19 protein-coding genes are annotated in these 22,528 nt (G+C 51.0%); 14 read left to right on the forward strand and 5 right to left on the reverse strand.

Features of this window, described 5'->3' with window-relative positions; translation table 11 throughout:
• Window positions 1–28: 28 nt before the first annotated feature.
• On the forward strand, window positions 29–1,441 hold the full coding sequence (gene clcA / locus ABD035_RS01965; protein ID WP_343867235.1) for a H(+)/Cl(-) exchange transporter ClcA: 1,413 nt from the start codon (window positions 29–31) through the stop codon (window positions 1,439–1,441).
• A 72-nt stretch (window positions 1,442–1,513) separates the two neighbouring features.
• Complete coding sequence (gene erpA, locus ABD035_RS01970; protein ID WP_212713014.1) at window positions 1,514–1,861, forward strand: iron-sulfur cluster insertion protein ErpA; 348 nt, start codon at window positions 1,514–1,516, stop codon at window positions 1,859–1,861.
• A gap of 368 nt (window positions 1,862–2,229) precedes the next feature.
• On the opposite strand, the gene mtnN is transcribed toward erpA, so the two are convergent.
• Complete coding sequence (gene mtnN / locus ABD035_RS01975; RefSeq protein WP_212713013.1) at window positions 2,230–2,931, reverse strand: 5'-methylthioadenosine/S-adenosylhomocysteine nucleosidase; 702 nt, start codon at window positions 2,929–2,931, stop codon at window positions 2,230–2,232.
• A 96-nt stretch (window positions 2,932–3,027) separates the two neighbouring features.
• Here mtnN and dgt point away from each other — a divergent pair, with 96 nt between their 5' ends.
• A complete protein-coding gene (gene dgt, locus ABD035_RS01980) occupies window positions 3,028–4,515 on the forward strand; it encodes a dGTPase (RefSeq protein WP_343867238.1) in 1,488 nt (495 codons plus the stop codon).
• A gap of 130 nt (window positions 4,516–4,645) precedes the next feature.
• Window positions 4,646–6,073: a serine endoprotease DegP gene (gene degP / locus ABD035_RS01985; RefSeq protein WP_343867240.1), complete on the forward strand. Its 1,428-nt coding sequence runs from the start codon at window positions 4,646–4,648 to the stop codon at window positions 6,071–6,073.
• Window positions 6,074–6,142: 69 nt separating this feature from the next.
• Here degP and ABD035_RS01990 read toward each other — a convergent pair whose 3' ends face one another.
• The 4 genes from ABD035_RS01990 to map all read right to left on the reverse strand — a co-directional run bounded on the left by ABD035_RS01990 (window position 6,143) and on the right by map (window position 11,201).
• A complete protein-coding gene (locus ABD035_RS01990; RefSeq protein WP_212713010.1) occupies window positions 6,143–6,529 on the reverse strand; it encodes a DUF3461 family protein in 387 nt (128 codons plus the stop codon).
• 204 nt (window positions 6,530–6,733) lie between these two features.
• Window positions 6,734–7,558: a 2,3,4,5-tetrahydropyridine-2,6-dicarboxylate N-succinyltransferase gene (gene dapD, locus ABD035_RS01995; RefSeq protein ID WP_025901284.1), complete on the reverse strand. Its 825-nt coding sequence runs from the start codon at window positions 7,556–7,558 to the stop codon at window positions 6,734–6,736.
• 130 nt (window positions 7,559–7,688) lie between these two features.
• Window positions 7,689–10,343, reverse strand: coding sequence for a bifunctional uridylyltransferase/uridylyl-removing protein GlnD (glnD, locus tag ABD035_RS02000; protein ID WP_212713009.1), 2,655 nt, complete (start codon window positions 10,341–10,343; stop codon window positions 7,689–7,691).
• A gap of 63 nt (window positions 10,344–10,406) precedes the next feature.
• Window positions 10,407–11,201: a type I methionyl aminopeptidase gene (gene map / locus ABD035_RS02005; RefSeq protein ID WP_212713008.1), complete on the reverse strand. Its 795-nt coding sequence runs from the start codon at window positions 11,199–11,201 to the stop codon at window positions 10,407–10,409.
• Between the two features lie 395 nt (window positions 11,202–11,596).
• On the opposite strand from map, the gene rpsB reads away from it, so the two are divergent.
• The 10 genes from rpsB to skp all read left to right on the forward strand — a co-directional run bounded on the left by rpsB (window position 11,597) and on the right by skp (window position 22,525).
• Window positions 11,597–12,322, forward strand: a complete 726-nt coding sequence (gene rpsB / locus ABD035_RS02010) for a 30S ribosomal protein S2 (protein ID WP_212713007.1) — start codon at window positions 11,597–11,599, stop codon at window positions 12,320–12,322.
• A 197-nt stretch (window positions 12,323–12,519) separates the two neighbouring features.
• Window positions 12,520–13,371: a translation elongation factor Ts gene (gene tsf, locus ABD035_RS02015; protein WP_212713006.1), complete on the forward strand. Its 852-nt coding sequence runs from the start codon at window positions 12,520–12,522 to the stop codon at window positions 13,369–13,371.
• A 163-nt stretch (window positions 13,372–13,534) separates the two neighbouring features.
• Entirely contained in the window at window positions 13,535–14,260 is a 726-nt protein-coding gene (pyrH, locus tag ABD035_RS02020) for a UMP kinase (protein ID WP_025901289.1), read from the forward strand.
• A 144-nt stretch (window positions 14,261–14,404) separates the two neighbouring features.
• Window positions 14,405–14,962: a ribosome recycling factor gene (gene frr / locus ABD035_RS02025; RefSeq protein ID WP_212713005.1), complete on the forward strand. Its 558-nt coding sequence runs from the start codon at window positions 14,405–14,407 to the stop codon at window positions 14,960–14,962.
• Between the two features lie 129 nt (window positions 14,963–15,091).
• The gene (gene ispC / locus ABD035_RS02030) at window positions 15,092–16,282 is read left to right on the forward strand and encodes a 1-deoxy-D-xylulose-5-phosphate reductoisomerase (protein WP_212713004.1); all 1,191 of its coding nucleotides are present in this window, start codon (window positions 15,092–15,094) and stop codon (window positions 16,280–16,282) included.
• A 174-nt stretch (window positions 16,283–16,456) separates the two neighbouring features.
• Window positions 16,457–17,209 (forward strand): (2E,6E)-farnesyl-diphosphate-specific ditrans,polycis-undecaprenyl-diphosphate synthase, encoded by a 753-nt coding sequence (gene ispU / locus ABD035_RS02035; RefSeq protein ID WP_343867247.1) that lies wholly within the window; start codon window positions 16,457–16,459, stop codon window positions 17,207–17,209.
• An 18-nt stretch (window positions 17,210–17,227) separates the two neighbouring features.
• On the forward strand, window positions 17,228–18,085 hold the full coding sequence (gene cdsA, locus ABD035_RS02040) for a phosphatidate cytidylyltransferase (protein WP_212713002.1): 858 nt from the start codon (window positions 17,228–17,230) through the stop codon (window positions 18,083–18,085).
• Window positions 18,086–18,097: 12 nt separating this feature from the next.
• Window positions 18,098–19,450: a sigma E protease regulator RseP gene (gene rseP / locus ABD035_RS02045; protein WP_343867250.1), complete on the forward strand. Its 1,353-nt coding sequence runs from the start codon at window positions 18,098–18,100 to the stop codon at window positions 19,448–19,450.
• 49 nt (window positions 19,451–19,499) lie between these two features.
• Window positions 19,500–21,914 (forward strand): outer membrane protein assembly factor BamA, encoded by a 2,415-nt coding sequence (bamA, locus tag ABD035_RS02050; RefSeq protein WP_343867252.1) that lies wholly within the window; start codon window positions 19,500–19,502, stop codon window positions 21,912–21,914.
• A 110-nt stretch (window positions 21,915–22,024) separates the two neighbouring features.
• Window positions 22,025–22,525: a molecular chaperone Skp gene (gene skp, locus ABD035_RS02055; RefSeq protein WP_212712999.1), complete on the forward strand. Its 501-nt coding sequence runs from the start codon at window positions 22,025–22,027 to the stop codon at window positions 22,523–22,525.
• Window positions 22,526–22,528: the final 3 nt, after the last annotated feature.

Here is a 22,528-nt window from a genome sequence, read left to right on the forward strand (position 1 = left end):
GCGATGGTCGCTTATTCATCAGACGGATATGGACAATATACCTTCTTCAACTGAGCAATTACCGGTTATCCCCTTACGCAGAATCGATTATTTACGACTGCTGTTACGTAAAGACAAGACTCCCGTTGCCATACTTATCCTTGCCGCACTGGTCGGGATCCTCGCGGGCCTGGTCGGAGTCGCCTTCGATAAAGCCATCAGTGCGGTACAGCACTATCGTCTGGAAACTCTCCGTGAGCTTCCGTGGGGGATCTCGTTTATTGCCTCGGTGGTGATTTCGGCGTTGCTGGCGATATGGGGGTTCTGGCTGGTCAAACGCTTTGCGCCTGAAGCGGGCGGGTCAGGGATCCCGGAAATCGAAGGGGCGATGGAAGAATTACGGCCGGTGCGCTGGTGGCGGGTCGTCCCGGTGAAATTTCTCGGCGGTATGGGGACCTTAGGGGCCGGTATGGTTCTGGGCCGGGAAGGACCGACAGTACAAATGGGCGGTAATCTCGGGCGGATGGTACTGGATATCTTCCGTATGAAAGGGAATGAAGCCCGGCACACATTGCTGGCGACCGGTGCCGCCGCGGGGCTGACCGCTGCTTTTAACGCCCCGCTGGCGGGAATTTTGTTTATTCTCGAAGAGATGAGACTGCAGTTCCGCTACAGTCTGATTTCGATAAAAGCCGTTTTTATCGGGGTGATCATGGCCTGTATCATCTTCCGTATTTTTAATGGCGAGAGTGCGGTATTGAACGTCGGCAGGCTGACGAATGCTCCCCTCAATACCCTCTGGCTCTATCTGATCGCCGGTATCATTTTTGGTATTCTGGGGGTTATTTTCAATCAGCTTATCTTCACCCTGCAGGACATGTTTGCCCGTCTGCACGGAGGAGAAATGAAAAATATTCTTCTGATGGGGGCGATTATCGGGGGTTCCTGCGGCTTACTGACGCTTTGTTTCCCCGCCATGACCGGAGGAGGACTGACGCTGATCCCCCAGGCCTTCAGCGGGCATTATGGCTATGCCATGCTGTTAACTATCTTTTTATTACGGATGGCGACAACGCTGATCAGTTTCTGCTCCGGGGCTCCCGGGGGGATTTTTGCACCGATGCTGTCTCTGGGCACCTTATTGGGCACCGTTCTGGGCATGACCGCCGCTGCATTATTCCCGGAATATCATCTGCAGACAGGGACCTTTGCCATCGCCGGGATGGGAGCCTTGTTTGCGGCTTCTGTCAGGGCACCATTAACCGGCATCGTGCTGGTGCTGGAGATGACCGGTAATTATCAGCTGATCTTACCGATGATTATCACTTGTCTGGGGGCCACCCTGATCGCTCAGTTTCTGGGAGGTAAGCCCATTTATTCGACACTTCTGGCGAGAACACTGACCCGCCAGTCAGCAGAGCATGGACAGGCTTCGGCACAGACGGTCAAGCAGAGTGCTTGATTGCAGAAATTTGCTGACAGATAATGGGGACATTGCGGCCTTTTCCGGCCCTGAAGTTTACTGGAGTAAGATATGAGCGATGCTATTGCAGCAGTACCGTTAGAATTTACCGAAGCTGCGGCGAATAAAGTGAAATTTTTGATCGCTGACGAAGACAATCCGGAACTCAAATTACGGGTGTATATTACCGGTGGTGGTTGCAGCGGATTTCAGTATGGTTTTACCTTCGATGATAAAATCAACGACGGCGATATGACCATCGAAAAACAGGGCGTTTCACTGGTGGTTGACCCGATGAGCCTGCAATATCTGGTCGGGGGATGTGTGGATTATACCGAGGGGCTGGAAGGTTCCCGGTTCATCGTGACTAACCCGAATGCTAAAACCACCTGTGGTTGTGGTTCGTCTTTCAGTATCTGATCCAAAATTCCGCGGGAGCCATAGTCTCCTGCGGTTTAGCCCGCCTGCACCGCCATTACTGCCTTCACAGACTCGCTGCCATTATTACCTTCATTGCCTTCACAGCCTTCACCCCGGGTCTTTCCGAGACACGCTCTAATCGCCGGAAGGGACAAAAGCCTCCCATGCTAATGCCGGGGTTATTTCCAAAGGAAAGGATAACGCTGTCAGTTTTTTCTGTGAAAGATGAGTTTTTGTAAAGTTTTTGGCCCGTGAGACGACGAGCGTATGGACTGAAACAGGTCACTGCGGGATGTCCGCTGCTTCAGAAAAAAAGACCGGATGAGGCATAAACAGAACCGGCAGCGGTTGCCGGTTCATGGACGCTATCAGCCGTTTGCGGCCAGACGTGCCACCAGGTCTTCCACCATCAGAGAAGACTGTTGTGCGGCGACATTCAGGAACTCGTCAAAGCTGAGGTGAGATTCCTGATCAGCTACATCAGAAATGGCCCGAACCACAACGAACGGCACATTAAACTGATGGCAGACATGACCAATAGCCGTGGCTTCCATTTCAACGCCGATAGCGTTCGGGAATGTCTCACGGATATATGCCAGCGGTTCAGCACCATTAATAAACGCATCGCCACTGACAATCAGCCCACTGACAGCGTGCAGTTTCAGCGCAGCGATACTCTGTTCGGCCGCGGCTCTCAGGCCGGCATCAGCGATGAAACCTTCAGGACAACCTGCCATCTGACCCGGCGCGTAACCAAAAGCAGTCACATCGACGTCATGGTAGCGAACTTCATCGGAAACGACGATATCACCGACCTTCAGAGACGGCGCCAGGCCGCCCGCAGAACCGGTATTGATGACGACATCTGGCTGGCATAACTGCAGAAGCAGAGTGGTGCCCAGGGCGGCTGACGTTTTACCGATACCGGATTTCAGCAAAGCCACTTCGTTACCGTTCAGCGTCCCTGTATAGATTTCGCAGCCTGCGATAGAGAGGGTTTTTCTGTCTTCAATTTTATCACGCAGCAGAGTCACTTCCTGCTCCATGGCGCCAATAATTCCTACTTTCATAGCCTGTCTCACCAATGTTATAGAATTCATCTTCATGAATGGCGTAGTCTATCATGGCATTACAGGGAAATATTATCGAATCGTACCGGAGCTGAAATGGAGATTAACTTTAAGCGCAGGATCAGTGTCAGCAGGCCCTATATGGCAGGTCATCCTCCGGAAGGGGAGGTGCAGATCACCCGATTTTTTGAGAGTGACCGGGGGCGGATTATCCATTCGGCGGCTTTGCGACGATTACAGCAGAAGACCCAGGTATTTCCTCTGGAACGCAATGCCGCGGTACGCTCAAGGCTGACGCACTCTCTGGAAGTCCAGCAGACCGGGCGCTACATCGTGCGGGAAATTCTGCAGCGTCTGAAGCAACAACCCGGGGGGCTAAGTGCCTGCGGATTGGATGAATTTGAGCGGGGATGTGAAAGCCTGGTCGAGATGGCTTGCCTGCTGCACGATGTCGGTAACCCCCCTTTCGGGCATTTCGGGGAAGCCGCAATCAATGACTGGTTCAATGCCCATCTGACGGAAATTCTTGGGGGAGCATTGCCCGCCGGCGACGGATTATCGCCGGACACAGAGCGCCTGCAACAGGATATCCATCAGGATCTGGCTCATTTTGAAGGGAATGCCCAGGCCATCCGTCTGGTACATACTTTGCTGCAACTGAACCTCAGTTACTCGCAGGTGGCCTGTATTCTGAAATACACCGCCCCGGCATGGTGGCACGGAGAGAAACCTGACGCTTTTTCCGTGCTGATGAAGAAGCCGGGGTTTTATCTGTCAGAGCAGAAGTATGTCTCTGAATTACGCGCAGCCACCGGTATGGACGAGTATCACCGATTTCCTCTGACATACATCATGGAAGCGGCGGATGACATTTCCTACTGTATTGCTGACCTGGATGATGCGGTTGAAAAGGCTATTTTCAGTGTCGATAATCTGTACCGCTATCTGCAGGAGGCCTGGGGCGAGGTTCAGCCGGACGATCTCTTCAGCCGCACCATTGGTGATGCCTGGAACGTTGCACACTCAGGCAAACGTCGCAGTCAGAGTGACCAGTTTTTTATGTCTCTGCGGGTCAATGTGCACCGGGTGCTGGTTTCTCTGGCCGTGAAGCGATTTATTACGCATCTGCCTGCGATTTTTAACGGCAATTTTAATCATGCCTTGCTGGAAGATGGGGGTGAAGCCGGACGTCTGCTCGCTGTGTTCAAACAGGTGGCCCGTAAGCATGTCTTTAATCATTCTGAAGTCGAACAACTGGAATTACAGGGCTACCGTGTGATTCAGGGGCTGCTCGATGCTTATAAATCGATGATGCTGCTCAGTGCCGATAATTTTACTCAGCTGGCGGAAAATGATGAATTACCGGGGCATCCGATAGAAACCCGGTTATTTCATCGCCTTTCCGATAAGCATATTAAAGCGTATCTGAACCATATGGCGTCACTTTCCGGGGTTTCAGCGCAGGAGTGGCAGTTATGGGAGCTATATTACCGGTTACGTCTGGTACAGGATTATATCAGCGGGATGACCGATCTTTTTGCCTGGGAAGAGTACCGCCGTTTAATGGCCGTTGATTTTGTCTGAGTTTTGTAAATCGCGGGAATATTTATTTACTTTTAACAAATGCTTTCCGATGAACTTACGGGTAAATAATAACTCTCAACAGATGACTACAGCAATGGTCCGAATAGCAAATACTACAGAGAGCCAGAACATGAAAAAAACCACTTTAGCATTAAGTGCACTCGCATTGAGCCTTGGAATGGCATTTGCGCCCATGACTGCTTCTGCGGCGGAATCTGCATCTTCATCCAGTCAGCAACTCCCGAGTCTGGCTCCGATGCTTCAGAAGGTGATGCCTTCGGTAGTCAGCATCAGTGTTGAGGGAACAGCACCGGTGAAAGCTTCCCAAAACAGTCAGCAGCTTCAGCAATTTTTTGGTGATATGTCACCGTTCTGTCAGGACGGTTCACCCTTCCAGAATTCACCGATTTGTCAGGCACCAGGTGCCGGCGGGGGGACCCCTCAGGAACAGCAGTTCCGTGCACTGGGTTCCGGTGTCATTATCAATGCCGATAAAGGCTATGTCGTCACCAACAATCACGTAGTGGAAAATGCTTCATCTATCCAGGTTCAGCTGAGCGATGGCCGTCGTTTTGAGGCTAAAGTGATTGGCAAAGATCCCCGCACGGATATTGCCCTGATTCAGTTGAAAGATGCTAAAAATCTGACGGCGATTAAGATTGCCGACTCCGATAATCTGCAGGTCGGTGATTATACCGTTGCTATCGGTAACCCTTACGGTCTGGGTGAAACCGTGACCTCCGGGATTGTCTCTGCACTGGGCCGGAGTGGTCTGAACGTCGAAAACTATGAAAACTTTATTCAGACGGATGCCGCCATTAACCGGGGGAACTCCGGTGGGGCATTGGTTAACCTGAACGGTGAACTGATCGGAATTAATACCGCGATCCTGGCGCCGGACGGAGGCAATATCGGTATCGGCTTTGCCATTCCTTCAAACATGGTGAAAAACCTGACGTCACAGATGATCGAGTACGGTCAGGTTAAGCGTGGCGAACTGGGGATCATGGGTACCGAGCTGAACTCTGAAATCGCGCAGGCGATGAAAGTGAATGCGCAACGCGGTGCCTTTGTCAGCCAGGTACTGCCAAACACCTCGGCGGCGAAAGCTGGTATTAAAGCCGGAGATGTGATTATTTCTCTGAATGGCAAACCGCTGACCAGTTTTGCCGCCCTGCGGGCCGATGTCGGCACGATGCCGGTGGGCAGTAAAGTGGAACTGGGTATATTACGCGATGGCAAACCTGTTTCTGTCAGCGTGGTCATTCAGCAGAGTACTCAGGATAAAGTCCCGTCAGCCACTATCTATACCGGCATTGAAGGGGCGGAACTGAGCAATTATGACGCTGCGGGACAAAAAGGTGTCCGTATCGACAGTGTGAAACCAGGCACCCATGCGGCAGCGATCGGGCTGAAAAAAGGCGATATTATTCTGGGTGTGAATCAGCAGAATATCAGTAACCTCGGCGAACTGCGTAAAATTCTGGACAGTAAACCGGCGGTACTGGCGCTGAACGTGAAACGCGGTGACAACAACCTGTACTTACTGGCACAGTAAGCGGTCATCCGCAGGTAAAAAAAGCCGGTCAGCGTCCTGACCGGCTTTTTTATGCCTTAACCCGGCCAATTATTTACGGGTCAGTTTTTCCAGATCGGCTTCAATCTCAGAAATTTTATTTGATACCACCAGTTCCAGATGACGTAAGTCATCAAGAATTTTCACCTTCAGGTCGATATCTTCCTGTTCCTGATGGCAGATCTGATCCAGTTCGTCGATAACGTATCTCAGGTTAGGGCTGATTTCCTGAACTTCCCTGAAGCCCTGTGCCGTCTGATCAGAAACGATAGTTTTTCGCTGGCGCGGGTATTTAAACTTAACGCTCTTGGCAAAAAACTCGCCTTTATCCTTACGGAAATAGATCTTCAGGATGTCGTTATTCGCCTCCTGACGAAGGCTGTAACGGTCAACTTCTTCAGGATGGGTGATCCCCAGACTCTTCAGATTATCGTACATAGCAGTTTTCCTCTTCAGGGGACGTTGCCCGCTCAACGCAGGCATTATTAGCGCGACATCGCCGTCTCATCATGACACTGTCTGAAACCGTCAGGATGGCAGTCCTGCACCGTCTGCCGGTAGCCTTATGTACATGTCACTCCGCACACAGCATAGGGAAGATGACCGGCAGCCCCGGGATCCCCGCGGCTGCCGGTCAGGCGATTAGTCGATGGTACGCAGTAATTCGTTAATACCGACTTTGCCCAGGGTTTTCGCATCCACTTTCTTCACGATAACCGCGCAGTAAAGGCTGTATTTACCATCTTTAGACGGCAGGTTACCGGAAACAACGACGGAACCGGCCGGTACGCGACCGTAGTGAACTTCGCCGGTTTCACGGTCATAGATTTTGGTGCTCTGACCAATGTAGACGCCCATAGAAATGACCGCGCCTTCTTCGACGATAACACCTTCAACGATCTCTGAGCGGGCGCCGATAAAGCAGTTATCTTCGATGATGGTCGGGTTTGCCTGCAGGGGTTCGAGGACACCACCGATACCGACGCCACCGGACAGGTGCACGTTTTTACCGATCTGCGCGCAGGAGCCTACGGTCGCCCAGGTATCCACCATCGTACCTTCATCGACGTATGCACCGATGTTGACGTAGGATGGCATCAGTACGGTGTTACGGGCGATAAATGCTCCCTGGCGAACGGCCGCCGGAGGAACAACACGGAACCCTTCCTGACGGAAACGGGCTTCGTCATAACCTGCAAATTTCATCGGGACTTTATCGTAGAAGCGGGTTTCCGCGCCTTCAATAACTTCGTTATCGTGAATACGGAACGATAACAGGACTGCTTTTTTCAGCCATTGATGAGTGACCCATTCACCGTTAATTTTCTCGGCAACACGTACTTTACCACTGTCAATCAGGGAGATGACCTCGGTGATCGCATCGCGGGTTTCAGCATCTACGCTGGCCGGAGTAATTTCGGTACGCCGTTCAAATGCGGCTTCGATGATTTTCTGTAAATGTTGCATTCTTTTTTCCTGCATCAATGGTTTGGTAAAAACTAACTGCCCGATGATTTCCGGTTACACGTTGTTTCTGTAACCCGTTAAGACCATAGGGGAAAAGGGCAGTCCGAAGGTTCGCTGCCCTCAGGGTGAATTACCCTTTATCGTTTGGATTCAGTGCTTCTGTCAACCGTTGTTGTAAACTATCGCGCATTTTATCATTCAGTGCCCGGCGTTCATCGTTGGCCAGGATGAATAAATCTTCGACCCTTTCACCGATGGTACTGATCCTTGCGCCATGCAACGAAATCCCCAAATCGGCGAACACGCCCCCGATTTGTGCCAGTAACCCGGGATAATCAAGAGCGACCAGCTCCAGGTAGGTGCGCTGGTTGGTATGCGCCGCCAGGAAGCGTATTTCGGTGTCGACCGTAAAGTGACGCAAGCGGGGGGACAGACGACGCGGGCGGGGCGGCGTCCATTCCGGCTGAGAAAGCGCCTGAACCAGTCCATGAATGATAGCCTCATGGCGATCGGGGGCCAGCGGACTGCCATCCGGCTCCAGAACGATAAACGTATCCATCGCCATGCCATCACGGTTAGTAAAGATCTGCGCGTCATGCACACTCAGGTTTCGCCGGTCCAGTTCCCCGGCGACGGTCGCAAAGAGATAAGCACGATCCGGGCTCCAGATGAAAATCTCGGTGCCCCCGCGGGAAGCCTGTGGATGGATCAGGACCAGAGGCTGGTCCAGCGTATGCTTTAGCAGATGGCGGGCATGCCAGGCCAGCTGCTGGGCGGTATGACGCAGAAAGTAGTCAGCCCGGCAGCGGTTCCAGATTTTATGCAGGCGGGTTTCATCAATATTGTCCATACGTAAAAGCGCCAACGCCTGCAGGCGATTATGGCGTACCCGTTCCCGTAAGTCCGGACTGCTGTCCATGCCACGATGGAGCTGTTTCTCGGTGGCAAAGTAAAGCTCCCGCAACAGACTCTGTTTCCAGCTGTTCCAGAGGCTTTCGTTGGTGGCGCAGATATCCGCGACCGTCAGACAGATAAGCAACCGTAGTTGTTTTTCATTCTGCATTACCGAGGCAAATTCCCGTATCACCGCGGGGTCCTGAATATCTCTGCGCTGTGCAGTGACTGACATCAGCAGATGGTGCCTGACCAGCCAGGAAATCAGCTGGGCATCACGGGAATTTAAGCCGTGTAACCTGGCAAATTCAATGACATCTTCGGCCCCGAGGATGGAGTGATCTCCCCCGCGTCCCTTTGCGATATCATGAAACAGCGCTGCAATTAACAGGATTTCCGGGTGGATCAGGCGCTGCCAGATATCCACACACAGGGGATGCTTTTCACGGGTCGATTCGCTGGCAAAACTTTCCAGCTTTTGTAATACACGCAGGGTGTGCTCATCGACGGTGTAGGCGTGAAACAGGTCAAACTGCATCTGGCCGACTATTAGGTTCCATTGAGGTAAATAGGCGGTCAGTACACCGTGATGGTGCATCGGCACTAAGGCCCGGCTGACCGCACCCGGATGACGTAAAATATCCATAAACCGCTGCCGTGCTTCCGGGATCTCACATAATGAATAATCCAGAGACTGCAGTGCGTGCCGTAATAAACGCAATGTGGCGGAATAAATGCCGTGGATATTTTTATTGCGAACGATAACGCTGAACAAGCGAATAATGGAGGCGGGCTGTGTGATAAACAGTTCATCATCACGGAGATCGATCAGATGGCCGCGCAACTGAAAGTCATCATCGAGGGGGAGCGGTTTCCCGGTGGCGGGCAGAGCCAGAATAGCCTCATCGAATAACTGCAGGAGCATTTCATTCAGCTCACCGATGTGGCGGGTGACGCGGTAGAAATCTTTCATCATTTTTTCTACCGGCACATTGCCTTCGCCCTGATAATTCAGACGTTGTGCGACTGCCAGCTGTCGGTCAAACAGCAGACGGTTATCATACCGGGGAAGGGTCAGATGCAAGGCAAAGCGGATACGCCATAAAAAATCCTGACACTGATTCAGTTCATCGCGCTCTTCCGCGGTGAGAAACCCGAATCCCACCATTTCGTCCAGCGAGGTGGCACCGAAATGACGACGGGCAACCCATAACAGGGTATGGATATCACGCAGGCCGCCCGGGCTGCTTTTAATATCCGGCTCCAGATTATAGCTGGTGCCGTGATAGCGAAGGTGCCTTGCCTTCTGTTCTTCGGTCTTTGCCGCAAAAAAGTCGGCAGAAGGCCAGAACCCTTCGCTGAAAATATTTTTTTGTAATTCCAGGAACAGAGAAACATCCCCGGTGAGCATCCGTGACTCGATCAGATTGGTCGCCACCGTCAGGTCAGACAGCCCTTCCAGCAGACACTCTTCCAGTGTTCTGACACTTTGACCGACTTCCAGCTTTAAATCCCAGAGCAGTGTCAGTAACTCACTGACCCGGTGTGCGCCCTGTTCGTCCAGAGGATGACGGCTGAGGATAAGCACATCAATATCGGAAAGCGGATGCAGCTCCTGACGACCATAACCTCCGACCGCGACCAGCGCAGTATCTTTTACGCCGTGGAAGCCGAAATACCGCCAGAGACGGGTGAGCAGATGATCGATAAACCGGGTGCGTGCTTCTATCAGTTCACTGACGGGGGTACCGGCATCGAAAGCATCGCCGAGGGCTGACTGGAACATATCGAGGCGGGATTTCAGCGCCTCGCGGGTTAATTGATCATCAGACCAATGCAGCGGGGCATCCGTACTGCTTGTGTCGATTACATCTGGCAGGTGGCTTCGCATTATCACTACTCATTGGATAAAAAAGCCGGCAATAGCCGGCTTTCAGGGAGTCAAATGTCAGTCTTAACCTTCATTCACCAGTACCGCAGGGAGCGTCTCTTCCTGGCGAAGGGTCAGGATCTCACAGCCATTATCTGTCACCACAATAGTATGTTCATATTGTGCCGACAAGCTGCGATCTTTGGTTTTCACGGTCCAGCCATCTTTCATGCTGCGGATACGGTAATCCCCGGCGTTGACCATCGGTTCAATGGTAAAGGTCATCCCCTTTTGTAAGACCACGCCGCTGTCATCGGCATCGTAGTGCAGAACCTGGGGTTCTTCATGGAATCCTTTACCGATACCATGGCCGCAGTATTCGCGAACGACGGAAAAATCGTTGGCTTCCACGAACTTCTGAATTTCACGACCCAGCGTACGCAGACGGATGCCTGGTTTCACCATTTTTAATGCCAGGTAAAGGCTTTCCTGAGTGATGCGGCACAGACGCTCGCCGAGGATGGTCGGTTTACCGACGATAAACATTTTTGAAGTATCACCGTGGTATTCATCTTTGATGACTGTGACATCGATGTTGACGATATCGCCGTCTTTCAGAAGACGGTCATCGCTCGGGATACCGTGACAGACCACTTCGTTGACAGAAATACATACCGATTTCGGGAAACCATGGTAACCGAGGCAAGCCGAGACGGCCTGTTGTTCACCGGTAATGTAGTCAGCGCAAATCCGGTCCAGTTCTCCGGTAGAAATACCCGGTTTTACATGGGCTGCGATCATTTCCAGCACTTCAGCGGCCAGACGGCCGGCGACCCGCATTTTTTCGATTTCTTCAGGAGTTTTAATTGAGATAGCCATTGAATCAGTCCAGTTGCAGCCAGTCAGTACCGGCAAACGAAAGAATTTATACGTGCACTATGTTAACAGTCAGCAAAACTGCTGCCAACGTTAATCACCGGTCGCCGGTTTTATGCAGGGCGCAGAAAATTTAACCGTTGCCGGTAACAATGATTGCCGCTGAGGGGGGATTTGTGGTATAAAACGCGCCGACGAATCCAGGCTCACCCGCTACGGGGGGCCGGATAGTTTCATTCTCATTATGTGAAAAGGCAGAGTACAGGGGAACGCATTGCGTGACCGGTACAGACTGACCAAAACACACATGTATCGACACATACTCCGGGGTGCCTTAACAGGTCGGTGGTATGGGATACATGGAGGCTCAACCCCAACATCTATTTTTAGAGGTAATCATGGCTACTGTTTCCATGCGCGATATGCTTAAGGCCGGTGTTCACTTTGGTCACCAGACCCGTTACTGGAACCCAAAAATGAAACCTTTCATCTTTGGTGCTCGTAACAAAGTTCACATCATCAACCTTGAGCAGACTGTACCAATGTTTAACGACGCTCTGGCTGAGTTAAGCAAGATCTCTTCCCGTAAAGGTAAGATCCTGTTCGTTGGTACCAAACGCGCTGCAAGCGAAGCTATCAAAGAATCTGCGCTGAACTGCGATCAGTTCTTTGTTAACCACCGTTGGTTAGGCGGTATGCTGACTAACTGGAAAACTGTTCGTCAGTCAATCAAACGTCTGAAAGATCTGGAATCTCAGTCTCAGGACGGTACTTTTGATAAACTGACCAAGAAAGAAGCTCTGATGCGTAGCCGTGAACTGGCTAAGCTGGAAAACAGCCTGGGCGGTATCAAAGACATGGGCGGTCTGCCTGATGCTCTGTTCGTCATCGATGCTGACCACGAGCACATCGCAATCAAAGAAGCAAACAACCTGGGTATCCCGGTATTTGCTATCGTTGATACTAACTCTGATCCGGATGGCGTTGATTTCGTTATCCCTGGTAACGACGATGCGATCCGTGCAGTAAGCCTGTACCTGAATGCAGCTGCAGCAGCTGTCCGCGAAGGTCGTTCTCAGGACCTGGCTGAACAGGCTGAAGAAGTGTCTTTAGAAAACGTCTGATAAGGACTGCTCTGTCAAAGAGCCCTTAGCGTCAGATGTGATCTGCAAGGGGCCGCTTCAGGCCCCTTTTATTATTTTAAAATTCGTTGAGCGTGAATCTGTTCGGCTTGACGAAGTAAAATATCCTGCGAAATGATGCTGTTTAAACTTACCTGCGGGTAGGAATGAACAGATCACAGTTAACCGAGGACTTAAGAATGGCTGACATTACCGCTGCTCTGGTAAAAGAACTGCGCGAGCGTACTGGCGCTGGCATGATGGAATGTAAAAAAGCACTGGTTGAAGCTAACGGTGACATCGAACTGGCTATCGACAACATGCGTAAAAATGGTCAGGCGAAAGCGGCGAAGAAATCTGGTCGCGTTGCTGCTGAAGGTGTAATCCTGACTCACGTTGAAGGTAACGCCGGGATCATCGTTGAGCTGAACTGCGAAACTGACTTCGTTGCTAAAGATGCTGGCTTCCTGGCATTCGGTCAGGACGTTCTGGCTGCCGCTGTTGCTGACAAAATCACTGACGTTGATGTTCTGAAAGCGAAATTTGAAGAGCAGCGTACTGCGCTGGTTGCCAAAATCGGTGAAAACATCAATATCCGTCGTGTTGCCCGCCTGGAAGGTGACGTTGTAGGTTCATACCTGCACGGTGCACGTATCGGTGTTCTGGTTTCTGCTACCGGTGCTGATGAAGAGCTGGTTAAGCACATTGCAATGCACGTTGCTGCAAGCAAGCCGGAATATGTGAAGCCTGAAGATGTTCCTGCGGACGTTGTTGCTCGTGAGCACCAGATCCAGCTGGACATTGCGATGCAGTCCGGTAAGCCGCGTGAAATCGCAGAAAAAATGGTTTCTGGTCGCATGAACAAGTTCACCGGTGAAGTGTCACTGACTGGCCAGAACTTTGTTATGGATCCATCAAAAACTGTCGGTCAGCTGCTGAAAGAAAAAGGTGCTGACGTCATTAACTTTATCCGCTTTGAAGTGGGTGAAGGTATCGAGAAAGTTGAGTCTGATTTTGCTGCTGAAGTTGCAGCAATGTCCAAACAGTCTTAATGCTCTACAGGAACCGCCAGAACGGCGGTTCTTTTTTGCCTGCTGATGTAACCCCGGCGGGCAAATTTTCAGCCTCATCCCTATAGTATTTCGAGAAAACAGAGCGGATTATAGACGCGATTTCTCTCTTCTTTATTCACTCATGCTCCAGGAATTAATGATCATGGCGACCAACGCAAAACCGGTATATCAACGTATCCTTCTGAAACTGAGCGGCGAAGCCCTGCAGGGTGCTGAAGGTTTTGGCATTGATGCCAGCATTCTTGACCGTATGGCGCAGGAAGTAAAAGAGCTGGTTGAGTTGGGCATACAGGTCGGCGTCGTGATTGGCGGCGGTAACCTGTTTCGGGGTGCCGGACTGGCAAAAGCCGGTATGAACCGTGTTGTTGGTGACCATATGGGGATGTTAGCCACAGTGATGAACGGTCTGGCGATGCGTGATGCATTACACCGTGCCTATGTGAATGCCCGTCTGATGTCGGCCATTCCTCTGAATGGTGTCTGTGATAACTATAGCTGGGCAGAGGCTATCAGTCTGCTACGTAATAACCGTGTGGTTATCTTCTCTGCCGGAACCGGTAACCCGTTCTTTACCACGGATTCTGCAGCTTGTCTGCGCGGTATTGAAATCGAGGCAGATGTGGTATTAAAAGCCACGAAAGTTGACGGCGTATACTCTGCAGACCCGGTGACCAACCCTGATGCCACGTTACACGAAAAATTAAGCTATCAGGATGTGCTTGAGCGTGAATTAAAGGTGATGGACCTTGCCGCCTTTACTCTGGCTCGCGATCATAACTTACCTATCCGTGTATTCAATATGAATAAGCCGGGTGCATTACGTCGCGTGGTGATGGGTGAGAAAGAAGGCACTCTGATCGGGCAGTAAACCCTGTCGGCATAATTTAAAATAAGGTATATTCTGACCAACGCTGGTGATTTATCGGCGAAGTCTGGCTGATGATGACAGGCCCCGTTCTGCTCAAACCAGGAGCAGAAACATCAGGTCAAAACGAATCCAAGGGTTTTTATTGTGATTAACGATATTAAAAAAGATGCTGAAGTACGCATGGAAAAATGCGTAGAAGCCTTTAAAAATACGATCGGCAAAGTGCGTACCGGACGTGCCTCTCCTTCACTGCTGGATGGCATTGTTGTCGAGTATTATGGTACGCCAACGCCTTTACGCCAGCTGGCTAACGTAACGGTTGAAGACTCACGCACACTGAAACTTAACGTGTTTGATCGTTCTTTAGGTCCTGCGGTAGAAAAAGCGATCATGGCCTCAGACTTAGGATTAAACCCAAGTTCAGCCGGTACGGATATTCGTGTCCCTCTGCCTCCTCTGACCGAAGAACGCCGTAAAGATCTGATTAAAATCGTTCGCGGTGAAGCAGAGCAGGGGCGTGTGTCGGTACGTAATGTCCGTCGTGATGCGAACGATAAAGTTAAAGCATTACTGAAAGACAAAGAAATCAGTGAAGATGATGAGCGTCGTGCACAGGATGACATCCAGAAGATGACCGATGCTTCAATCAAAAAAGTGGACGCTGCATTAACTGAGAAAGAAACGGAGTTAATGGAGTTTTAATCTCAGTGCTGTTGCCGGTAAACGCCGCGGAGAAAGACATCATCATGGCTTTCTTTCGCGGCGTTTTACATTGCTAAACGCGCCGCCCGAAATCCTGTTTTACCCCTTAATTTTTTGATGGATATATTGATGAAGCGTCTGACGTTACTCGGGTCGACCGGTTCTATCGGAACCAGTACCTTGTCGGTGGTACGGGAAAACCCTGAACAATATCAGGTGACTGCCCTTGTTGCGGGAAATAATGCCGCGTTAATGGCGACCCAGTGCAGTGAATTCAGGCCAGCTTATGCCGCAATGGCGACGGAAGAAGCCGCCTGTGAATTGCGTGAACGACTGAAAGCATTGAAGGTTGATACTGAAGTGCTCTCCGGCGTTCAGGCTGCCTGTGAACTGGCGGCATTGCCGGAAGTGGATCAGGTGATGGCAGCCATTGTCGGTGCCTCTGGTTTGTTGCCGACACTTTCTGCCATACGTGCCGGAAAAAGGGTATTGCTGGCGAATAAAGAATCGCTGGTGACTTGTGGCCGGTTATTTATGGAGGAAGTCCGGCGTTCCGGGGCTTGCCTGATGCCGGTCGACAGTGAACACAATGCCATTTTTCAGAGTTTGCCTGCTGTTATACAACAGCAATTAGGGTACGCTGACCTGCGTAATAGTGGTGTTGATTCCGTTATTCTGACCGGCTCCGGTGGCCCGTTTCGTGATGTGCCGCTGACCGGATTATCCGCAATGACCCCGGCGCAGGCATGTGCCCATCCGAACTGGTCAATGGGCAGAAAAATATCGGTTGATTCGGCCACTATGATGAATAAAGGTCTTGAATACATTGAAGCTCGCTGGCTTTTCAATGCGACTGATTCGCAAATGGAAGTGGTTATTCACCCGCAGTCTGTTATCCATTCAATGGTACGTTATTGTGATGGCAGTGTACTGGCCCAGTTAGGTTCTCCTGATATGCGCACACCTATCGCACATTCTATGGCATGGCCTGACAGAATACCGACCCCGGTGGAACCCCTGGATTTCACCAGCATCGGAGCCCTGACATTCCTGGCGCCGGACTACCAACGTTATCCTTGCCTGAAGCTGGCAATAGACGCGTGTGCTGCAGGTCAGGCATCGACCACGGCGCTGAATGCGGCCAATGAGATAGCTGTCGAGGCATTCCTTAACGGGCATATCCGCTTTACAGATATTGCCGTCCTCAACCATCAGGTGCTGGAGACCGTACAGTTTACGGACCCTGACTGCGTGGAGGCGGTTATGGAGATCGATAAGCAGGCCCGGCGGATTGCGGGCAATCTGCTGGCGACGTTGTAATCACCGGTTTGTTTAGCTGCTATTTGTCCGAATCAGGCGAAAATGGTATAGTCACACGCTGATATTTAAGATGCGTGTGAGGGCTTTTACCCGTTTCCCAGGGTGAAAGATTTTTGCGGGCAGAAAGTATTCAGAGATATCTGGCTCTCTGATGAAAGGAATTTAATACGCATTATGTCGTCCCTATATCAACAAAACACTCCTGACACATACAGGGCGCTGCCGCGGCATGTTGCTATCATCATGGATGGCAACGGGCGCTGGGCGAAAAACCAGGGAAAGTTACGTATATCGGGACACCGGGCCGGTGCGAAAGCTGTCAGGCGCGCAGTAAAATTTGCTGTCACCTGTGAGATGGAAGCACTGACCCTGTATGCATTCAGTAGTGAAAACTGGAACCGTCCTGAGCCGGAGGTTTCTGCATTAATGGAACTCTTCGTCTGGGCGCTCGACAGCGAAGTGAAAAGCCTGCATAAAAACAACGTTCGCCTGAAAATCATCGGTGATATGCAACGTTTTAGTCCGCGAATTCAGGAGCGTATCCGTAATGCGGAGTCACTGACCGCTCAGAATACCGGTCTGACGCTGAATATTGCTGCAAACTATGGCGGCCGCTGGGATATTATTGACGGTGTCCGGCAACTGGCGAGCAGAGTACAGCAGGGGCAGTTATGCCCTGAAGATATCACGGAAGAAATGCTGGGAGAGCAGCTCTGCTTATGCCATCTGTCTCCGGTTGATTTAGTGATAAGGACTGGGGGAGAGCATCGGATTAGTAATTTTCTGCTGTGGCAGGTTGCTTACGCAGAGTTTTATTTTAGTGATGTTCTCTGGCCCGATTTCGATGAACAAGTATTTCAGGGTGCGCTGGATGCCTTCTCTCAACGAGAGCGCCGTTTTGGCGGCGCAGCACCCGATGGCGCATAAATGGACCGGGGGTAACCTTTGTTAAAGTCACGTTTGATTACCGCGATGATACTGATACCGCTGGTAATCATTGCATTATTTTGGTTACCGCCGATCGGTTTCAAAATTATCGTTCTGGTTATCTGCATGCTGGCCGCCTGGGAATGGGCGCAGTTTGCAGGGTTTAAGCAAACCGGACCACGGGTATGGGTTGCCGTACTGTTTGGTCTGCTGCTTTCATTGATGATATTTTCTCTGCCATCTTACCAGAGTGACATCTATCAACCTCCGGTGGCGCTCTCCCTCTGGGTTTCTCTGAGCTGGTGGACCGTTGCCCTGGTGCTGGTTCTGTTCTATCCGGCCTCCGCTTCTCTGTGGCGGCAATCCCGATTTCTGCGACTGGCTTTCGGTGCGCTGACGCTGGTTCCTTTCTTTTGGGGAATGGTCGCGCTACGGCAGTATCACTATAACAGTGATCACTTCGCCGGGGCCTGGTGGCTGTTGTTTGTCATGTTACTGGTCTGGGGAGCGGATTCCGGGGCTTACATGTTCGGGAAACTCTTTGGTCGTCATAAACTGGCACCGAAAGTGTCTCCCGGGAAAACCTGGGAAGGCTTTGCCGGTGGCCTGATTTCTTCTGCGGTGATTGCCTGGGTATTTTCCCTGCTGGCTCCCCTGACGGTAGATAGTCGTACTTTGCTGATTTGCGCCATTATTGCTACGCTGGCGTCTGTGCTGGGTGATCTCACCGAAAGCATGTTTAAGCGTGAAGCCGGCATCAAAGACAGCGGTAATCTGATCCCGGGGCATGGCGGCATCCTTGACAGAATCGACAGCCTGACCGCCGCGATCCCTGTTTTTGCCTGTTTATTGCTTTTGGTTTTCCATGTAGCTTAAGGATGTGTCGTGATGGGCAGCATACTCTGGAGTCTTGGCGCATTCGTAGTGGCACTGGGGATTTTGATTACCGTCCACGAATTCGGCCATTTTTGGGTGGCACGGCGTTGTGGTGTCTGGGTCGAGCGTTTCTCTATCGGCTTTGGCCCTGCCCTATGGCGTAAAAAAGATAAACAGGGCACGGAGTATGTACTCGCGCTAATCCCGCTCGGGGGATACGTTAAAATGCTGGATGAGCGGGCAGGGGAGGTTCCTGCCGCCAGGCTGCATGAAGCATTTACCCGCAAAACTCTCTCTCAGCGAGCGGCCATCGTGGCTGCTGGCCCTGTCGCTAACTTTATCTTCGCGCTGTTTGCCTACTGGCTGGTTTTTATGCACGGTGTGCCAGGCATAAAACCGGTCACTGGCGAAATAATCAACAATTCGATTGCTCAACACGCTCAAATTCAGCCCGGAATGGAACTTAAAGCGATAGATGGTATCGAAACGCCTGACTGGGATGCTGTCCGTATGGCATTGATGGGGAAAATTGGCGACAGTGGCGTCAATGTTACCCTCGAAACATTCGGGCAATCCGTCACCGTTGAAAAACATCTGGACCTGCATCACTGGGTCTTTGACCCGGAAAAGCAGGATCCCGTGTTATCTTTAGGGATTGTCCCTAAAGGTCCGGTGATTGAAACCACCCTTGCAGAGGTGCAAAAAAATTCACCTGCGGCACAGGCAGGTTTGCAAGCCGGAGACAGGATCGTTAAAGTCGACGGTGAGCCTGTGGTGAACTGGCAAAGGTTTGTGGCCGGGGTCAGAGATAATCCCGGAAAACCTTTAGCGTTAGACGTTGAACGTGAAGGGCGGCTCCGGACGTTAATACTGACACCGTCGGTGAAAACAGTGGGTCAGAAAGAAGAAGGATTCGCCGGGGTTATCCCGCGCGTTCAGCCTCTTGCTGATCAATATAAGACCTTACGGCAATACGGACCTGTCGTCGCCATAGGCGAAGCAGGGGTAAAAACCTGGCAGCTGGTGAAACTGACAGCGTCGATGCTGGGGAAATTAGTAACCGGTGATATTAAGCTGAAAAATCTCAGCGGGCCGATTTCTATAGCGCAAGGCGCAGGGATATCGGCAGAATACGGAATGATATACTATTTGATGTTTTTGGCGTTGATTAGTGTCAATCTGGGGATAATTAACCTTGTCCCGTTACCGGTGTTAGATGGTGGGCATTTGCTTTTCCTGTTGATTGAAAAGATCAAAGGTGGACCAGTGTCTGAGCGAGTTCAGGACTTCAGTTATCGCATTGGCTCGATTGCGCTGGTGTTATTAATGGGTCTTGCACTTTTCAATGATTTCTCACGTTTGTAGATAACCGAATTCTGCGAACGGGGATGTGTTAGGAACACGCATAATAACGATGGCGATGAAAAAGTTGCTCATAGCGTCGCTGCTGTTCAGCAGCGCCACCGTGTACGGTGCAGACAATTTCGTGGTGAAAGATATTCATTTCGAAGGGCTGCAGCGAGTTGCCGTCGGGGCGGCCTTGCTTAGCATGCCTGTTCGTGTTGGCGATACGGTGAATGATGATGATATCAGAAATACTATCCGTTCACTTTTCGCAACCGGTAACTTCGACGATGTTCAGGTGCTGCGTGAAGGCGGTGATCTGATTGTTCAGGTGAAAGAACGTCCGACGATTGCCAGTATCACTTTCTCCGGAAATAAATCGGTAAAAGACGATCAGCTGAAACAGAACCTGGAAGCCTCCGGCGTCCGTGTAGGTGATGCGCTGGATCGTACTACCATCTCCTCAATCGAAAAGGGTCTGGAAGATTTCTACTACAGCGTGGGTAAATACTCCGCCAGTGTGAAAGCGATAGTCACGCCTCTGCCACGTAACCGTGTTGATCTGAAACTGGTCTTTACGGAAGGGGTGTCGGCGAAGATTCAGCAAATTAACATTGTCGGTAATAAAGCCTTCAGTTCTGATGAGTTGATCTCCCGCTTCCAGTTACGTGATGAAGTGCCATGGTGGAACGTGGTCGCGGATCGTAAGTATCAGAAGCAGAAGCTGGCCGGTGATTTGGAAACCTTACGGAGTTTCTATCTGGACCGTGGCTATGCCCGCTTTAATATTGATTCGACCCAGGTCAGCCTGACGCCGGACAAAAAAGGCATTTACATTACGGTGAACATCACCGAAGGCAGTCAGTACAAGATTGCCGGTGTGGTCGTGAACGGTGATATGGCAGGACATTCTGCCGAGATCGAAAATCTGGCGAAGATCCCGCCGGGTGAGTTATACAGTGGCGCGAAGGTCACGGCTATCGAAGACAGCATTAAGAAGCTGTTAGGTAACTATGGTTACGCGTATCCGCGGGTGATGACTCAACCGGAAATCAACGATAAAGATAAGACGGTAAAACTGCACGTCAGTGTGGATGCCGGAAATCGTTATTATGTCCGTAAGATTATTTTCCGCGGCAATGATACGTCCAAAGATTCTGTCCTGCGCCGTGAAATGCGTCAGATGGAAGGGGCGTGGCTGGGCAGTAACCTGGTCGATCAGGGCAAAGAACGTCTGAACCGTACCGGTTATTTCGAGAGCGTGGATGTCGATACACAGCGTGTCCCTGGCTCACCGGATCAGGTTGATGTTATTTATAACGTCAAAGAGCGCAATACCGGTACCTTTAATATCGGTGTGGGCTACGGTACTGAAAGTGGTGTCAGCTTCCAGGTCGGTGTCACCCAGGATAACTGGATGGGGACAGGGAATACGGTCGGGATCAGTGGTACCAAAAACGATTACCAGACCTACGCCGAACTTTCGATGACCGACCCGTACTTTACCGTGGATGGCGTCAGCCTCGGCGGACGTGTGTTCTATAACGACTTTAAGGCTGATGATGCCGACCTGTCCGATTATACGAACCGCAGTTATGGTACAGACGGCACACTGGGCTTCCCGGTAAATGAGAATAATACCCTTCGTGTTGGTTTAGGTTATGTGCACAATGACCTGTCTGACATGCAGCCTCAGGTGGCGATGTGGCGTTATTTTGACTCCATGGGTAAACATCTGCCAACGGATAACGATGACAGTAATTATTCAACGGACGATTTCACCTTTAACTATGGCTGGACCTATAACACCCTGGATCGCGGATTCTTCCCGACCGCCGGTAACCGGACCAACCTGAACGGTAAAATCACGATCCCGGGCTCAGATAACAGCTACTACAAAATGACGCTGGACTCTCAGCAGTACGTACCACTGAACCAGGATCGTACCTGGGTGGTATTAGGCAGGGGGCGTCTGGGCTATGGTGATGGTCTGGGCGGGAAAGAAATGCCGTTCTATGAGAACTTCTATGCCGGCGGCTCAAGTACCGTGCGTGGTTTCCGCTCGAATACCATCGGGCCGAAAGCCATCTACTATAAATACGGTACGGATTCGAACTGCGGAACGTCTTCCGGCAAAGTCTGTTCATCTGATGATGCGGTTGGCGGTAACGCGATGGCCGTTGCCAGCCTTGAGCTGATTACGCCAACGCCGTTTGTCAGTGAGAAATATGCGAATTCTCTGCGGACTTCCGTGTTTGTTGATGCGGGTACGGTATGGGATACTAACTGGCAAAATACGTCAGAAACCGAAGCATTAGGGATCCCTGATTACAGCAAGCCTGGCGATATACGTGTATCCAGCGGTGTTTCACTGCAGTGGATGTCACCTCTGGGGCCACTGGTGTTCTCATATGCCCAGCCAGTTAAGAAATATACCGGTGACAAGGCAGAGCAGTTCCAGTTCAATATCGGTAATACATGGTAACGGGTGACCCGGACCAGGTAAAAAAGTTGCAAGACAGGGGTGTTTAACACCCCTGTCGTTAGCAAAAACAGTGTCTTGAAGACACAAACGGTGATGGTAAGGAGTTTATAGTGAAAAAGTTGTTATGTGCCGCAGGTCTTGGTCTCGCTCTGGCTGCTTCTTCTGTAGCAGCGCAGGCCGCTGACAAAATTGCAGTAGTCAACGTGTCCAGCATTTTCCAGCAAATGCCACAGCGTGCCACTGTTGCCCGCCAGCTGGAAAACGAGTTCAAGGGTCGTGCAACTGATTTGCAGACTCAGGAACGCGCGCTGCAGGCTCAGATGCAGAACTTTCAGCGTAATGCCTCGACGATGAAAGCGAGCGATCGTGCCCGTACCGAAAAAGATCTTATGGCTCAGCGTGAAAGCTTCTCTGAAAAAGCTCAGGCTTTTGAACAGGACAATCGTCGTCGCCAGACTGAAGAGCGTAATAAATTACTGAGCCGTATTCAGGATGCAGTGAAGAAAGTCGCTGGCAGTGAAGGGTATGACGTTGTGATTGACTCTAACGCTGTAGCGTATGCTGCAGATGCTAAAGACATTACTGCTGACGTGCTGAAACAGGTTAAATAATTG

This window comes from Tatumella terrea (assembly GCF_039523755.1).
Taxonomy (GTDB): Bacteria; Pseudomonadota; Gammaproteobacteria; order Enterobacterales; family Enterobacteriaceae; genus Tatumella; species Tatumella terrea.

Bases quoted from the DNA above. Each gene is read 5' to 3' on its own strand.
- clcA (WP_343867235.1), top strand. From the start codon at position 29: ATGGACAATATACCTTCTTCAACTGAGCAATTACCGGTTATCCCCTTA.
- erpA (WP_212713014.1), top strand. From the start codon at position 1,514: ATGAGCGATGCTATTGCAGCAGTACCGTTAGAATTTACCGAAGCTGCG.
- mtnN (WP_212713013.1), bottom strand. From the start codon at position 2,931: ATGAAAGTAGGAATTATTGGCGCCATGGAGCAGGAAGTGACTCTGCTG.
- dgt (WP_343867238.1), top strand. From the start codon at position 3,028: ATGGAGATTAACTTTAAGCGCAGGATCAGTGTCAGCAGGCCCTATATG.
- degP (WP_343867240.1), top strand. From the start codon at position 4,646: ATGAAAAAAACCACTTTAGCATTAAGTGCACTCGCATTGAGCCTTGGA.
- ABD035_RS01990 (WP_212713010.1), bottom strand. From the start codon at position 6,529: ATGTACGATAATCTGAAGAGTCTGGGGATCACCCATCCTGAAGAAGTT.
- dapD (WP_025901284.1), bottom strand. From the start codon at position 7,558: ATGCAACATTTACAGAAAATCATCGAAGCCGCATTTGAACGGCGTACC.
- glnD (WP_212713009.1), bottom strand. From the start codon at position 10,343: ATGCGAAGCCACCTGCCAGATGTAATCGACACAAGCAGTACGGATGCC.
- map (WP_212713008.1), bottom strand. From the start codon at position 11,201: ATGGCTATCTCAATTAAAACTCCTGAAGAAATCGAAAAAATGCGGGTC.
- rpsB (WP_212713007.1), top strand. From the start codon at position 11,597: ATGGCTACTGTTTCCATGCGCGATATGCTTAAGGCCGGTGTTCACTTT.
- tsf (WP_212713006.1), top strand. From the start codon at position 12,520: ATGGCTGACATTACCGCTGCTCTGGTAAAAGAACTGCGCGAGCGTACT.
- pyrH (WP_025901289.1), top strand. From the start codon at position 13,535: ATGGCGACCAACGCAAAACCGGTATATCAACGTATCCTTCTGAAACTG.
- ispC (WP_212713004.1), top strand. From the start codon at position 15,092: ATGAAGCGTCTGACGTTACTCGGGTCGACCGGTTCTATCGGAACCAGT.
- ispU (WP_343867247.1), top strand. From the start codon at position 16,457: ATGTCGTCCCTATATCAACAAAACACTCCTGACACATACAGGGCGCTG.
- rseP (WP_343867250.1), top strand. From the start codon at position 18,098: ATGGGCAGCATACTCTGGAGTCTTGGCGCATTCGTAGTGGCACTGGGG.
- bamA (WP_343867252.1), top strand. From the start codon at position 19,500: ATGGCGATGAAAAAGTTGCTCATAGCGTCGCTGCTGTTCAGCAGCGCC.